A 14,678-nucleotide genomic window follows, 5' to 3' on the forward strand; every position below is an offset into this window, starting at 1 on the left:
GCCAGGGCGCTCCTGAGGCGCCCTGACATTGCCCAAGAGCTCAATATTCAATCGGGAGTGCACCCATGACTGTGAAAGTTGCCATTAACGGCTTCGGCCGTATCGGACGTAACGTTCTCCGCGCCATCGTCGAATCCGGCCGCACCGACATCGAAGTCGTTGCGATCAACGATCTCGGCCCGGTCGAGACCAACGCGCATCTGCTGCGTTACGACTCGATCCACGGCAAGTTTCCGGCCACGGTCAAGGTCGAAGGCGACACGATCATCGTCGGCGGCGGCAAGCCGATCAAGGTCACCGCGATCAAGGATCCGGCCACGCTTCCGCACAAGGAACTCGGCGTCGACATCGCCATGGAATGCACCGGCATCTTCACCTCGCGTGACAAGGCAGCTCTGCATCTTCAGGCAGGCGCCAAGCGCGTCATCGTCTCGGCACCGGCCGACGGCGCCGACCTGACCGTCGTCTTCGGCGTCAATGACAAGCATCTGACCAAGGACCATCTGGTCATCTCCAATGCATCCTGCACGACGAACTGCCTGGTTCCTGTCGTCAAGACGCTGGACGACGCCGTCGGCATCGACCACGGCTTCATGACCACGATCCATTCCTACACGGGTGACCAGCCGACGCTCGATACCATGCACAAGGATCTCTATCGCGCCCGCGCGGCAGCCCTGTCCATGATCCCAACCTCGACGGGTGCCGCCAAGGCTGTTGGCCTGGTCCTGCCCCACCTCAAGGGCAAGCTCGACGGCACCTCGATCCGCGTCCCGACGCCCAATGTTTCGGTCGTCGATTTCAAGTTTGTCGCCAAGCGGAACACCACGGTTCAGGAAATCAACGATGCCATCATCGCTGCCTCGGACGGCGCACTGAAGGGCATCCTGGGTTACACCGACGAGCCGCTGGTTTCCCGCGACTTCAACCATGACAGCCACTCGTCGATCTTCGCTCTCGATCAGACCAAGGTGCTCGAAGGCAACTTCGTTCGTATCCTGACCTGGTACGACAACGAGTGGGGCTTCTCCAACCGCATGTCGGACACCGCGGTGGCACTGGCCAAACTCATCTGATAAGACACGGACGTCGTCTCGCATGAAGGCGGGCCAGTATTGGCCCGCCTTTTTTCGTTTTTGGGGATCGCCGCGATCGCGAAATAATTTGTTCCGATCGGGAACAATTGGACCGCTCGCAAGTTGCCTCTCCAAATTGTGGCGCAAATGCGGCTTTTTTCGACAAGCCCGCGCTACCCATCTGGTGCATCACTGCGCCACCCCGGGGCCTGATTGCCCCGTCTCATATCGAAAGGATACCAGAACATTGGCTCTCACACCGACCGAGACCCCAACAGCCGTCGCCGAAGACGCGATACCGGCGCCCGAAGGGCGGACCGAGATCATCGACACGACCTATGAGATCGGTCAGGACAACATCAATTTCCGCCGCCGCTTCGTTTTCGAACTCGATATTCACAATATCGTCTTCAGCGTGTCGGCAATCGCAATCGTGCTCTTCACCTTCCTGACGCTGGCATTTCAGACCACGCTGGAGCCCGTTTTCACCGGCGTGCGCGCCTTCCTGACAGGCAATCTCGACTGGTTCTTCCTGCTCACCGGCAACATCCTGGTGCTCGTCTGCATCGGTTTGATCCTGTCCCCGCTCGGGCGGATCCGTCTCGGCGGCCCGGATGCGCGTCCGGACTACAGCAGCCTCTCCTGGTTCTCGATGCTGTTTGCCGCCGGCATGGGCATTGGCCTGATGTTCTACGGCGTGTCGGAGCCCATGGGCCACTTCACGGCAGCCCTCGGCGGCCCCGTCTTCGAAGATGGCCTGCGCACGGACTGGTCACCGCTCGGCGGCGCAGCCGGCGATCCGGAAGCCGCACGTCGTCTCGCCATGGCTGCCACCATCTTCCATTGGGGCCTGCACCCCTGGGCGATCTATGCCGTGGTCGCGCTTGCGCTGGCACTCTTCTCCTTCAACAAGGGACTGCCACTCACCCTGCGTTCGATCTTCTATCCGATCTTCGGCGAACGGGTCTGGGGCTGGCCGGGCCATGTCATCGACATCCTCGCGGTCTTCGCGACCATCTTCGGCCTGTCCACCTCGCTCGGCATCGGTGCCCAGCAAGCGAGCGCCGGCCTTGAATTCCTCTTCGGCATTCCGGCCACGCAAACCACGATGATCCTGCTCGTACTGGCGATCACGGGTATCGCCATCGCCTCTGTGGTGGCGGGCGTCGACAAGGGTGTGAAGCTGCTCTCGGAAGTCAATCTCGGCCTCGCGGCTTTGCTGCTTGTCTTCATTGTTGCCGTCGGCCCGACCATGCAGATCGCCAAGGGCTTTTTCCTGAACCTGTCCGCCTACGCGACCTACCTGCCGGCGCTCTCCAACCCGTTCGGCCGCGAAGACACCAACTTTGCTCAGGGCTGGACGGCCTTCTACTGGGCCTGGTGGATCAGCTGGTCGCCCTTTGTCGGCATGTTCATCGCCCGCGTCAGCCGTGGCCGAACGGTTCGTGGCCTCCTGACGGCTGTCCTGCTTGTCCCTTCGCTTGTCTCCGTCCTCTGGATGACGGCACTCGGCGGCACGGCGATCAGCCAGGTTGTCAATGATGGTCTGACCAGCGTCCAGGATGCGGCTCTGGAACTCCAGCTCTTCGAAATGCTGGCCCATCTGCCGATCACGTCGGTGACCTCCTTCATCGGCATCATCCTCGTCGTCGTCTTCTTCGTGACGTCGTCCGATTCGGGCTCGCTGGTGATCGACACCATCGCTGCCGGTGGCAAGGTGAATGCTCCGGTTCCGCAGCGCGTCTTCTGGGCGAGCTTCGAAGGCCTCGTTGCCGTCGCACTCCTGCTCGGCGGTGGCCTCGTCGCCCTCCAGGCCATGGCGGTTTCCACGGGTCTCCCCTTCGCCATCGTGCTTCTTGGCGCGAGTTATGCGCTGATCAAGGGCCTTCTCTCCGAGCCCAGATAAAGTTTTGTGGGGCGGATTAAAGATTTTAAATTCGCCCCACAATCATCATGATCTTGTTCCATTTCCTTCAGGCCGTTCGGCAAGCACACCATGTCCTGTCTGAAAATCTGCCCGTCTCGGGATGAGAAACGGCGACCATCGGTTTGACACCTTGATGGCCGCGCTAGACAGTGGTGGGTGTTGCCGCTCGGCCGGCATCGGGAAAGGGGGACAGGGTTGAGTGAGTTCTACGCGGTCACGCTGGTTGCAACGGCCCTGGTCTTTCTGGCCGCCTTTTCGAGCCTGATCGCCTTTCGCTTCGGCGCGCCCCTCCTTCTTCTCTTCCTCACGATCGGACTTGGCGCGGGTGTCGATGGTCTGGGGATCGAATTCTCCAATTTTCCCCTCGCCTATGTCGTCGGTTCGCTTGCTCTTGCAGTCGTCCTCTTTGATTCCGGCTACGGCACGTCCCTGCAGTCCTTCCGTCTGTCGGCAGCGCCGGCGCTGACACTCGCCACATTCGGCGTGCTGCTTACGACATTCCTTCTCGGCCTCGCCGCCCATATCCTGTTCGGCTTCAGCTATCTGGAAGGCTTTCTGCTCGGCGCCATTCTTGCCTCGACGGACGCCGCAGCCGTCTTCTTCCTGCTGCGCATCGGCGGCATCAACATCCGTGACCGGGTGCGCTCCACCCTGGAAGTCGAATCCGGCACCAACGACCCGATGGCGATCTTCCTTGCCATCGCCCTCGTCGAACTCATCGCCGGTGGCGGTGGATCGGAGGGGCTCTCGCTCGAATTGCTCAGGCTCTTCGTCGAGCAGATGGGGATTGGCCTCATCCTCGGCCTCGCCGGTGGCGCATCGATCGCCCTGATTCTGCGCCGATTGCATATCGAGCAGGGCCTCGCCCCGATCTTCATGCTGGCGCTCGCCCTGATGATCTTCTCGTTTACCGGAATGATCGGCGGCAGCGGCTTCCTCGCGGTCTATGTCGCGGGCATCTACGCTGGATCTCGCAAGCTGCCTGCAACGGTCGCGATCAAGCGTTTCCAGGATGGCATGACTTGGCTCGCCCAGATCATCATGTTTCTGGTGCTCGGGCTTCTCGCGACACCGTCGCAATTTCCGGAAATCCTGTTCCCGGCCGTCCTGCTTGCCCTGTTCCTCGTCTTCGTCGCGCGTCCGATTGCCGTCTGGCTCTGCCTCCTGCCCTTCGACTTCACCCAGCGCGAAACCGGCTTCATCGCCTGGGTCGGTCTGCGCGGGGCCGTGTCGATCCTGCTCGGCATCGTGCCGGTCGTGGGCAAGATGGAAAATGGCGGGACCTTCTTCAACACGGCATTCATCGTGGTGATGATCTCGCTCGTGCTTCAGGGCTGGACCATCAAGCCGCTTGCCAAGCGCCTCGGCCTGATCATCCCGCGGCGCATCGGCGCGATCGACAAGGTCGAACTCGACCTTCCGGGCACGGCGAACCACGAACTCCTCGCCTACCGCGTGGTCGCGGGCAGTCCCGTGCTGCGTGGAGAGCGCATCCCGCGCTGGGCCATGCCGTCGCTGGTCATTCGCGACGGCAAGTCGATGCGCTACCAGTATGCCGGACGCCTGCGTGAGAACGACCAGGTCTACCTGTTCATCGCGCCGAGCTATTCCAAGCTGCTCGACCGCCTCTTTGCCACGGAGGCACCGGTCGCGGAGGATGACGGGGAATTCTTCGGCACGTTCGCCATCTCGCCCTCAAGCCATGTCCGCGACATCGATGAGGCCTATGGCCCACTCTCGATCTCTGACAGCGAACGCGGCAAGACAGTCGCCGACCTGATCACGCAGCGCGTCGGCGGTCGTCCAGACTATGCCGATCGCGTCCGCCTCGGCACGATCGTGCTCATCGTTCGCGACATAGACGAACATGGTCACATCGCCTCCGTCGGCGTTTCGATGGAGCCGGTAGAGCCAGCCACGACATGGCCGATCTTCCTGAATATCCGCGAACTCGCCAATGCGCTGCGCGACCACCTGCGTCGCAAACGGGCCGCGATCAGCTCGCAGCAGACCGGCGAAAAATGAGGCGGCGCGCCTTGCGCCGTCACACGAGCGGTGTAAGGTCCGGCCCGTCAGCCCAGTTCAACAGCATTCTAGACGGGTAAATCCATGCCGGCTTTCAAGACACTCGACGATCTCACCGATATCGCAGGCAAGCGCATTCTTGTCCGCGTTGACCTCAACGTTCCCGTCACGGACGGCAAGGTTTCCGACACGACACGCATCGAACGCGTGGCGCCGACGATCCTCGAACTGTCTGAAAAGGGCGCCAAGGTCATCCTGCTCGCGCATTTCGGCCGCCCGAAGGGCGAACCGGTTGCCGACCAGTCGCTGTCGCTGATTGCCCCGTCCGTCGAAGAAGTGCTCGACCAGCGAGTCGCCTTTGCCTCCGACTGCATCGGTGATGCAGCCGCCGCGGCAATTGCCGAAATGAATGACGGCGACGTCCTCCTGCTCGAGAACACACGCTTCCACAAGGGCGAAGAGAAGAACGAAGCCGGCTTTGTCAGGGAACTCGCAAAGAACGGCGACATCTATGTCAACGACGCCTTCTCTGCCGCCCACCGCGCCCATGCATCCACCGAGGGCATCGCCCATCACCTGCCCGCCTATGCCGGTCGCACGATGCAGGCCGAACTGGAAGCACTGGAAAAGGGGCTGGGGCAGCCCACCCGTCCAGTCGTTGCCATCGTCGGTGGGGCCAAGGTCTCGACCAAGATCGACCTGCTCTCCAATCTGGTGAGCAAGGTGGATGCACTCGTGATCGGCGGCGGAATGGCCAACACCTTCATCGCCGCCCAGGGCATCGATGTCGGCAAGTCGCTCTGCGAACATGACCTCGCCGACACCGCCCGCGCGATCATGGAAAAGGCAAAGACCGCCGGTTGCACCATCGTCCTGCCGGTCGACGGCGTCGTCGCCCGCGAATTCAAGGCGAATGCCGAAAACGAGACGGTCGATGTCACGGCGATCCCGGCCGATGCCATGATGCTTGATGTCGGACCGCGTTCGATCGAACTGGTCAATGACTGGATCGGCAAGGCTGCAACGCTGGTCTGGAACGGCCCGCTCGGCGCCTTCGAGATCCCTCCCTTCGACAAGGCGACCGTATCGGCCGCCCTGCATGCCGCCGAACAGACCAAGGCCGGCAAGCTGGTCTCCGTCGCTGGCGGCGGCGACACGGTCTCGGCCCTGAACCATGCCGGCGTTGCCGGCGCCTTCTCCTATGTCTCGACGGCCGGCGGCGCCTTCCTCGAATGGATGGAAGGCAAGGAATTGCCGGGCGTCGCGGTCCTGACCAAGGGCTGATCGGTCGACCAGCGGCTCAAATGACATTAAACCGCGTACCCCCGGTGCGCGGTTTTTTTCGTGTCTGTCGTCATGCGCTTGTATCTTCGCGCGGGCCGCGTCAGTCGACGAGGTAGACCCGCCTTTTCAATGAGTTGTTCCAATCGATCTGGCGCCGCGCCAACCCCACGTCTGGGCTGAATTGAAACAGATTTAAAATTCTTCGAATTTTCAAACGATTGAAATGATTTCAATCGTTTCAGTAGCTTAGCCTGCCATTTTCCGATCATGGAAGTTCTGTTATCGCCGATGTCATCGCAGTCTCGAGAGACTGGAAACGTGCAGGGAGTGATCAGGTGGGCACTGCCGCCTGGTTGAGAGCGCAAGGAAAACGTGGACGCGTCGCGCGCCACGGTCACGGACAGGAGTAAAGTATGGTGGACGCAAAGATGTTGAACACGATGAGCTCGGCGCCTGGTTTTATCGCGGCGCTGGACCAGAGCGGTGGTTCGACACCGAAAGCGTTGAGCCTCTACGGCGTGTCCGAAAGCGACTACCAGGGCGAGGAGGAGATGTTCCGCCTCATGCACGCCATGCGCGTCCGCATCATGAAGGCGCCCGCCTTCACCGGGGAAAAGGTGATTGGCGCGATCCTGTTCGAGCGCACCATGGACGGCGACGTCGATGGCGAGCCGGTGCCTTCCTTCCTTTGGGGCAAGCGCGGCGTCGTGCCTTTCCTGAAGATCGACAAGGGCCTGCTCGACGAAGAGAATGGAGTCCAGCTGATGAAGCCCATGCCGGAGCTCGACGCTTTGCTTGTTCGCGGTCGTGAGAAAGGCATCTTCGGCACCAAGATGCGCTCCGTGATCGCCCATGCCGACAAGACGGGCATATCTGCTGTTGTTCGCCAACAATTCGAAGTCGCACGCCAGATCATTGGCCAGGGCCTCATGCCGATTGTCGAGCCGGAAGTCTCGATCAAGAGCCCCACCAAGACAGAAGCCGAGGCCATCCTGCGTGACGAGATCGCCGCCGAACTCGACAAGCTGCCGGCCGGCGACAAGGTCATGCTGAAGCTGACCCTCCCGACGGTCGCAGATTTCTATGCGCCGCTCGTCTCGCACAAGTCCGTCGTCCGGGTCGTTGCGCTATCGGGCGGTTACAGCGCCGCGGAGGCTTGCGAAAAGCTCAGCCACAACCACGGCATGATCGCGAGTTTTTCGCGGGCCCTGACCGAAAGGCTGCGTACCTCCATGAGCGATGCAGAATTCAACATGAGCATTGCCGAGACCATTGACCAGATTTACGCAGCGAGCGTCACCAAGAGCTGATCGGGTTCGACGGTCCCATCTAGTCATCAAGACACGAAAGCCCGGCCACGCGCCGGGCTTCCTGCATCATGGCAAAGCATGGAGCCTCGGGCGCCGCCGACCGGACAACCCACAGTCCTATTTGCTCTTGCTGAAAAGATCGGCGGCCAATTCTTGCCGCTTTCGGCCTTTGTCCCTATATGCCTTGGCGAGGACGACCTCCCCCTTCAGGGCCATTATCGATTTGCGGGACGACCCGCTTGTTTTCCCGGAGGGAAGAACATGCGCACCGCCGCAGACCGCATTCGCCACGCCATCAGCTTCGAACTACTCGGCCTTGCCCTCATCGTACCGATCGGCAGCTGGGCGTTTTCCATGCCAGTCGCCGACATCGGCATTGTCGGCCTCGTCAGCGCCACCCTCGCAACGGCCTGGAACTACATCTACAATCTTGGCTTCGATCACGTCCTGCAGCGCTATACCGGAACGACCCTGAAGACTGTTGGCATGCGGATCTTTCATGCCGTCCTGTTCGAGGCGGGACTGCTGACGATCCTGATGCCCTTCATCGCCTGGTATCTGGGCATCAGCCTCTGGCACGCCTTCGTCATGGACGCCGCCTTCGCGATTTTCTACATGGTCTATGCCTTCGTCTTCAACTGGGGCTATGACCGCCTCTTCCCGTTGCCGGAATGGCAGAACAAACCGGAAGCGGGCAAGATCTGAAGCTCGTCAGGGCCGAATCAGCAGCGTGACCGACCATGTCACGAAAGCCACCACCGCGAGCTTCCAGAAGTCGCCCCGCCGCCGCAGCCCCGGCAGGCCGATCGGCTTGATCAATTGGACGATCATTGCGAGGATCAGAAAGGCGGATATGGCCTTGGTCATCGACATTCCCTGTGGACGTGCATCTGCGAACGGCTCGGACGGCGCGTGAAGCTGCAGTGCGAGCCACAACCACGTCACATTTGCGCGCCAGAAACTTATCTTGCAAGCGCCAAGCGTCGCATTCAGCTTACGGTAGGAAGATCAGTCTACTGTGAATCAAACGCGCTTCTCCTTCCGGACGCCACCCACTCCAATCGACAAGAATGCCATGAGACGTAATCTTCTGCCGGTAATGGCCCTGCTCCTGGGCACGCTTTTCCTGTTTCTCGGAAACGGCCTTCATGGTCTGCTCTTGCCTGTGCGGGGCGCTGCCGAGGGATACTCGAACGAAGTACTCGGCTTCTTGGGGACCACCTGGGCCGCCGGCTTCGTGCTTGGCTGCTTCGTCTCCCCGAAGCTCGTGATGCGTGTCGGCCATGTCAGGGCCTTCTCCACCTTCGTCGCGCTCATCTTGGTCAACGCCTTGCTGACGGGCATCATTGTCGACGCCTACTGGTGGGTTGCGCTGCGCGTGATCACCGGTTTCTGCACAGCCGGAACCTCGATGATCATCGAAAGCTGGCTGAACGAACGCGCGACCAATGAAAGCCGTGGCATGATCTTCTCCTTCTACATCTCGATCACCTTGATCGGGGTCGTGGGGGGACAGATGCTGGTCGGCGTCTTCGATCCGGCCACGACCATCCTCTTCATGATCTGCGGCATCGTCTATGGCTTTGCGGTCATGCCGACGCTGATGTCGACCGCAGCCACACCGCAGCCGCTCCGGTCGATCAAGCTCGACTTGCCACTGCTCTACCGCAACTCGCCCGTATCCTTCGTCGGCATCCTCATGATCGGCATCGCCAATGGCGCCTACGGCACGCTGGGGGCCGTCTTTGGCTCGCGCGTCGGTCTCGATCCGTCGACGATAGCACTGCTGCTCTCGGTCACGATCTTCCTCGGCGCCATCATGCAGTTTCCGGCCGGCAAACTTTCCGATCGCATCGATCGCCGCTACGTATTGGCAGCTCTCTCGGCGCTTGCCGCAGCCGCGGCACTCGCCATGGTCGCGACCACGCCCTCCGATCCGCTGTTGATCTTCATTTTCGTCGGCATTTATGGCGCCGCCGCCAATGCGCTCTATCCGATTGCCGTGGCCCATGCGAACGACTTCGCCAAGCCCGACGAATTCGTGAAGGTGTCAGGCGGCCTGCTGCTGCTCTTTGGCATCGGGACGATCATCGGGCCGACGCTCGGTGGCCCCGTCATGACGGCTGCTGGACCCTACGCGCTGTTCGCAGTGACCGCGGTCGCACACCTGCTCATTTCAGCCTACGCGATCTATCGCAGCCGCACACGCGCCGCGATCCCCGCCGAGGATCGTGAAAACGTGCCGAACCTGCCTATTTCCGCATCGCCGATGAGCAGCACACCGGAAGGCTTGAGCCTCGATCCGCGCGCAGCGCCCTTTCCGGAAGAGGAACCATTTGAGGAGCAGGAGCGGAGGGAGGAGCACCCATGATATTGGACGAGGAACCCACTAAGCGGAGCAAAGGTCACGAACTTGGCTGTGACCTGTCGGCCATTTCTTCCGATGAGTTGTGGCACCGGGTGACCCTGCTCGAGGCAGAGATCATTCGAATCAAAAACGAGATCGAGCGCAAGGATGCCGGAAGGAAGGCAGCCGACAGCCTTTTCGGCCCTAAAGTATAACGGGGCAGAAGCTCAGAAACGTCCGGAAATAAACGGCTTCTCACATTTGCGTTTACTGCGTGTTAAGCATTTTACGGGAAACTCTGTTCATCCAGTTCACCTGGATTCAGGCAGTTCATCTCATTCGGTGAGCCTCTGATTTTCCCTGTTTTACCTTGAGAGCCGCATTTGCGGCTCTTTTTTTGTCCCACTTGCCAAAGGTTTCACGAAATTGTGGGAATTAACCTTTCCTTAAGTTTCACCTTGCGGATTTGGGCTATTGGTAGCATCGTAGCCTCACAAAATACGGCAGGAACAAGTTTGTACCACTGTCGTTAAAAGCCTTAAGTGATGCGTTTACAGGGAAACATCCATGTCGGAACTCGGTATGAATACGGTTAGCTTCGCCGGACGCGTCGCAGCGTCCAGCCAGTTCAAGGCGACCTATGCCGAGGGCATGGGTCTGGTCGAAGAAACGGCTGCCTATCTCGATGGCCCCGGCCGCGCAGCCGCAAAGGTTCTGCCGCGCCAGGCATCGGTCCTCTACGCGGCCGAATCCATGCGCCTGACCACTCGCCTGATGCAGATGGCTTCCTGGCTGCTGTTGCAGCGCGCCGTCAACAATGGCGAGATGAGCCGCGATCAGGTTCTCTCGGAGAAGAGCAAGGTGCGCCTTGACGGCTTCAACGTCGATCGTGCAGCCCCCGGCTGGAACGACCTGCCGGAAGCCTTCCGCGATCTCGTCGAACGCTCGCTTCGCCTGCAGAACCGCATCGCGCTGCTCGACCGCGAAATCTATCGTCCGGCTGAGGAAGAATTCCAGCCCGACAATGAAAACAGCGTTCAGGCTCAGTTGAACCTGCTGCGTACGGCCTTCAACGCAGGCTGATCAAGCCAGCAAGCACCACCTTCAACCCGGCCAGCAAAACCTGGCCGGGTTTTTTGCTGCCATTTTTCATAAAACTGATTGTATGCACCTCATATTTACAACTTTAAATATTATGCGACACTGATCCCGTTCCAGACATCGGGAGAGCGTCCATGACCAAATTCATCCTATCCATTGATGGTGGCGGGATCAGGGGGGTGATCCCTGCCGCCGTGTTGACAATTCTGGTGAAGAAACTGGCGGACAGGAACAAGACCCTGCCGCTGCATCGCTACTTCCATCTCATCGCTGGCACCTCGACGGGCGCGATCATCGCAGCAGGCCTCACCTGCCCCCGCCCCGGCCACCCCAAGGAGCCCGCAGCCGATCCGCAGACGCTGCTTGCCCTCTACAAGGACAAAGGCCCGGAGATCTTCGATGTTGGACTGTTTCGGAAGATGGCCAACCTAGGCGGCCTGTTGGATGAACGCTACAGTGCTGCGGCACTTGAGAAGATCCTGATCGACATGCTGGGCAAGAAGGCGGAGATCAGGGACGCGCTCGCCAAGGTTCTGATTACGGCCTACGACATCCACGCACGCCGGGCCGTGTTCATGACCAATGCAGACAAGGACCACGAGCGTTTCTACGTCTGGCAGGCGGTCCGCGCCTCTTCGGCAGCCCCCACCTATTTCGAACCGGGTCTCGTCGAGGATCTCGCGCGCACGGCCCATGGCCAGACTCCGACGCTTCCCTTGATCGACGGAGGCGTCTTCGCCAAAGATCCCGCCATGGCGGCCTATGTCGAGGGGTCCAAGCTGGGCTGGCGTGAGAACGGCGATGAAATGGTGATCCTGTCGCTCGGAACCGGTTCCGCAAACCGGAAGATCCCGTATCAGCAGGCCAAGAGCTGGGGCGCTGGCGGCTGGATCAACCCGGCCAATGACACGCCGCTGATCTCCGTCCTCATGCAGGGGCAGTCGAGCACGGCATCCTACCAGCTGAACAAGCTGCTCAACCGCGAGCCGCCTTCTTTCGCCGAAGGTGCAACGGTCGTGACCCTCGCGAATCGCAAGGCCCTCAACTACTTCCGGCTCGATGCCCCGCTCGTCGGTGCGAATGACGCCCTTGATGACGCCACGCCGGACAACATTGCAGATCTCGAGAGATTCGGGCGCACGCTCGCGCAGAAACACGATCTCGCACTGGAAGAGATTGCCGACCGCATCACGGCGATCTGATCCCCGTCCTTCACAGCCTGTCCTTCACAACCTGCCCGAAACGACAAAGCCCGGCACGAAGGCCGGGCTTTTCATATGCAAATCGTTCGAAACGATCAGAGGCCGAGGCCACCGAAGCGCTTGTTAAACTTGGAAACGCGACCACCACGGTCCAGCATAGCCTGGTTGCCGCCGGTCCATGCCGGATGCGAGGTGGGATCGATTTCGAGGTTCATGACGGCGCCTTCCGAACCCCAGGTCGAACGGGTTTCGTATTCGGTGCCATCGGTCATGACGACCTTGATGACGTGGTAGTCGGGATGGATGTCAGCCTTCATCGCTCTATTCCTGCTGTGCCGTGGGGTCCATATGCCGCAATTGCCTCGGCAGAACCTATTCAATAGATGAAGCCGCAGTCCGTCTGGGCTACGGCTTCCCAATTCGATGCCGTGCCTATACATGAAGGATGCAAGGATAACAAGTGCCATGGCGCGAAAGCCCGTGAGCGCTGAAGGAGCATGACAGAGTGACCTCGGAAGCCAAAAATACAGACAAGAAACGCCGCTCTCTGAAGCCTCTGACCAGTCTCTTCCCCTATTTGAGGAACTACCGCGGACTGGTTGCCGGGGCCCTGATCTTCCTGTGCCTCGCGGCCGCAACAACGCTTGCCCTGCCGATAGCTATCCGTCGCATGCTCGACCACGGCTTCCAGGCCTCCGACAGCACCTTCATCAACCGATACTTCGCCATGATGATTGTCATGGCCATCGTTCTCGCGATTGCGAGTGCCCTGCGCTACTATTACGTGATCACCATCGGGGAGCGCGTGGTCGCCGACCTTCGCCGTGATGTCTTTGCCCATGTCACCCGGCTGTCGCCCTCCTTCTTCGATGTGAACCAGTCGGGCGAGATCGTTTCGCGCCTGACCGCCGACACGACCCAGCTGAAATCCGCGGTCGGCGCGACCGCTTCGCTTGCACTGCGCAATACGATTCTCTGTCTCGGCGCCGTCGTGATGATGATCGCGACGAGCCCGAAACTCTCGATCATGGTGCTTGCCGCGATCCCGGTCATCGTCTTTCCGCTGGTCGGCTTCGGCCGTTCCGTGCGTCAACGCTCGCGCGCCGCCCAGGACACGCTGGCCGAAGCCTCCTCCTATGCGGGCGAGGTCATCGGAGCGGCGCGCACCCTGCAGGCTTTCAACGCCGAAGACGCCGCCCGGGAACGCTACGCCTCATCTGTCGAGAGCGCCTACGAGGCTGCACGCTCGGCGATCCGCTCGCGTTCGCTTCTGACGGGTGTCGCCATCGCCCTCGTCTTCGGCAGCGTCGTCGGGGTCCTCTGGTATGGCGCCCAGAGCGTGCTGGCCGGCTCCATGAGCGGCGGCACGCTCGGCCAGTTCCTGCTCTATTCACTGATCGCCGCAGGTTCTCTTGGCACCCTGTCCGAAGTCTTCGGCGAACTCTCCCAGGCAGCCGGCGCCGCAGAACGTCTGCATGAACTGCTCGAAGAACATCCGGCAATCGCCGCACCTGCCCTGCCCCAGTCGCTACCCGAACCGGCCCAGGGCAGCGTCACCTTCGACGATGTGCATTTCACATACCCGTCCGCCAAGACCAAGTCCGCGCTCAACGGCCTTTCCTTCTCGGTTGCCCATGGTGAAACGGTCGCGATCGTCGGTCCGTCCGGCGCCGGCAAGAGCACGATCTTCTCGCTGATCCTGCGTTTCTACGACCCCGCCACCGGCACGATCCGCCTCGATGGCGTCGATATCCGCGAGGCCGATCCGCAAGCCGTGCGTGCGCGCATCGCGATCGTCCCGCAGGACACAACGATCTTTGCCACGTCGATTCACGAGAACATAGCCTTCGGCTCGCCCAGTGCGAGCCGCGAGATGGTGGAAACAGCGGCAGACGCTGCCCAGGCCACCGAGTTCATCGGGCGTCTGGAAAATGGCTTCGACACCATCGTCGGCGAACGCGGCGTGACGCTGTCGGGCGGCCAGCGCCAGCGCATTGCGATTGCCCGCGCCCTGCTCCGCGACGCGCCGCTTCTGCTCCTCGACGAAGCGACCTCGGCGCTCGACGCAGAGAGCGAGACGCTCGTTCAAATGGCGCTCGACGGACTGATGCGCGACCGCACGACAATTGTCATCGCCCATCGGCTGGCAACCGTCCTGAAGGCCGACCGCATTCTCGTGCTCGACGACGGCCGGATCGTCGAGGAAGGCACCCATCAAAGCCTGATCCAGCAGGGTGGGCTTTATGCGAAACTCGCTCGCCTGCAGTTCGAGACCGGCGGTCGCGACTTCACGGCCGCCGCCCAATAGGTCCAGGTCTCGATTCTGGTAACCTCTGGGATCGGCTCGACCGGCCTTGCTGGCTGTAACAGATCCGAAGAGCGATGCTGTCAGTCTCTGTCATCGAG

The 14,678-nt window shown here is 60.9% G+C and carries 13 protein-coding genes; 11 read left to right on the forward strand and 2 right to left on the reverse strand.

The features are described from left to right. Positions 1-65 precede the first annotated feature (65 nt). The 6 genes from gap (at position 66) to LJE98_RS07355 (ending at position 8,327) form a co-directional block, all read left to right on the forward strand. Entirely contained in the window at positions 66-1,076 is a 1,011-nt protein-coding gene (gap, locus tag LJE98_RS07330) for a type I glyceraldehyde-3-phosphate dehydrogenase (RefSeq protein WP_229574508.1), read from the forward strand. Positions 1,077-1,323: 247 nt separating this feature from the next. After that, positions 1,324-2,982 (forward strand): BCCT family transporter, encoded by a 1,659-nt coding sequence (locus tag LJE98_RS07335; protein ID WP_229574509.1) that lies wholly within the window; start codon positions 1,324-1,326, stop codon positions 2,980-2,982. A 216-nt stretch (positions 2,983-3,198) separates the two neighbouring features. Next, positions 3,199-5,028, forward strand: a complete 1,830-nt coding sequence (locus LJE98_RS07340) for a potassium/proton antiporter (RefSeq protein ID WP_229574510.1) — start codon at positions 3,199-3,201, stop codon at positions 5,026-5,028. Between the two features lie 84 nt (positions 5,029-5,112). After that, positions 5,113-6,312 carry a phosphoglycerate kinase gene (locus LJE98_RS07345; protein WP_229574511.1) on the forward strand — a complete coding sequence of 400 codons (1,200 nt, stop codon included), beginning with the start codon at positions 5,113-5,115 and terminating at the stop codon, positions 6,310-6,312. 413 nt (positions 6,313-6,725) lie between these two features. Further along, a complete protein-coding gene (locus LJE98_RS07350; RefSeq protein WP_229574512.1) occupies positions 6,726-7,622 on the forward strand; it encodes a fructose bisphosphate aldolase in 897 nt (298 codons plus the stop codon). A gap of 261 nt (positions 7,623-7,883) precedes the next feature. After that, positions 7,884-8,327, forward strand: a complete 444-nt coding sequence (locus LJE98_RS07355) for a PACE efflux transporter (RefSeq protein ID WP_229574513.1) — start codon at positions 7,884-7,886, stop codon at positions 8,325-8,327. Positions 8,328-8,333: 6 nt separating this feature from the next. On the opposite strand, the gene LJE98_RS07360 is transcribed toward LJE98_RS07355, so the two are convergent. Then, entirely contained in the window at positions 8,334-8,489 is a 156-nt protein-coding gene (locus tag LJE98_RS07360; RefSeq protein WP_229574514.1) for a hypothetical protein, read from the reverse strand. A gap of 208 nt (positions 8,490-8,697) precedes the next feature. Between LJE98_RS07360 and LJE98_RS07365 the strand changes: the two genes are divergently transcribed. The 4 genes from LJE98_RS07365 to LJE98_RS07380 all read left to right on the forward strand — a co-directional run bounded on the left by LJE98_RS07365 (position 8,698) and on the right by LJE98_RS07380 (position 12,272). Further along, a complete protein-coding gene (locus LJE98_RS07365) occupies positions 8,698-9,993 on the forward strand; it encodes an MFS transporter (protein ID WP_229574515.1) in 1,296 nt (431 codons plus the stop codon). Continuing rightward, entirely contained in the window at positions 9,990-10,184 is a 195-nt protein-coding gene (locus LJE98_RS07370) for a DUF1192 domain-containing protein (RefSeq protein WP_229574516.1), read from the forward strand. Before LJE98_RS07365 ends, LJE98_RS07370 begins: the two co-directional genes overlap by 4 nt. Positions 10,185-10,536: 352 nt before the next feature. Then, positions 10,537-11,052, forward strand: coding sequence for a DUF1465 family protein (locus LJE98_RS07375; RefSeq protein ID WP_229574517.1), 516 nt, complete (start codon positions 10,537-10,539; stop codon positions 11,050-11,052). Between the two features lie 152 nt (positions 11,053-11,204). Next, positions 11,205-12,272: a patatin-like phospholipase family protein gene (locus LJE98_RS07380; RefSeq protein ID WP_229574518.1), complete on the forward strand. Its 1,068-nt coding sequence runs from the start codon at positions 11,205-11,207 to the stop codon at positions 12,270-12,272. Between the two features lie 95 nt (positions 12,273-12,367). Here the strand turns inward: LJE98_RS07380 and rpmE are convergent, their stop codons facing one another. Continuing rightward, on the reverse strand, positions 12,368-12,589 hold the full coding sequence (gene rpmE / locus LJE98_RS07385) for a 50S ribosomal protein L31 (protein WP_229574519.1): 222 nt from the start codon (positions 12,587-12,589) through the stop codon (positions 12,368-12,370). Between the two features lie 188 nt (positions 12,590-12,777). Here rpmE and LJE98_RS07390 point away from each other — a divergent pair, with 188 nt between their 5' ends. Next, the gene (locus tag LJE98_RS07390) at positions 12,778-14,580 is read left to right on the forward strand and encodes an ABC transporter transmembrane domain-containing protein (protein ID WP_229574520.1); all 1,803 of its coding nucleotides are present in this window, start codon (positions 12,778-12,780) and stop codon (positions 14,578-14,580) included. Positions 14,581-14,678: the final 98 nt, after the last annotated feature.

The organism is Rhizobium sp. 'Codium 1' (assembly GCF_020889605.1).
Lineage (GTDB): Bacteria > Pseudomonadota > Alphaproteobacteria > Rhizobiales > Rhizobiaceae > Allorhizobium > Allorhizobium algae.

Coding starts and splice junctions, on each gene's coding strand:
- LJE98_RS07380 (WP_229574518.1), top strand. CDS start 11,205: ATGACCAAATTCATCCTATCCATTGATGGTGGCGGGATCAGGGGGGTG.
- LJE98_RS07355 (WP_229574513.1), top strand. CDS start 7,884: ATGCGCACCGCCGCAGACCGCATTCGCCACGCCATCAGCTTCGAACTA.
- LJE98_RS07360 (WP_229574514.1), bottom strand. CDS start 8,489: ATGACCAAGGCCATATCCGCCTTTCTGATCCTCGCAATGATCGTCCAA.
- rpmE (WP_229574519.1), bottom strand. CDS start 12,589: ATGAAGGCTGACATCCATCCCGACTACCACGTCATCAAGGTCGTCATG.
- LJE98_RS07365 (WP_229574515.1), top strand. CDS start 8,698: ATGAGACGTAATCTTCTGCCGGTAATGGCCCTGCTCCTGGGCACGCTT.
- gap (WP_229574508.1), top strand. CDS start 66: ATGACTGTGAAAGTTGCCATTAACGGCTTCGGCCGTATCGGACGTAAC.
- LJE98_RS07370 (WP_229574516.1), top strand. CDS start 9,990: ATGATATTGGACGAGGAACCCACTAAGCGGAGCAAAGGTCACGAACTT.
- LJE98_RS07345 (WP_229574511.1), top strand. CDS start 5,113: ATGCCGGCTTTCAAGACACTCGACGATCTCACCGATATCGCAGGCAAG.
- LJE98_RS07350 (WP_229574512.1), top strand. CDS start 6,726: ATGGTGGACGCAAAGATGTTGAACACGATGAGCTCGGCGCCTGGTTTT.
- LJE98_RS07375 (WP_229574517.1), top strand. CDS start 10,537: ATGTCGGAACTCGGTATGAATACGGTTAGCTTCGCCGGACGCGTCGCA.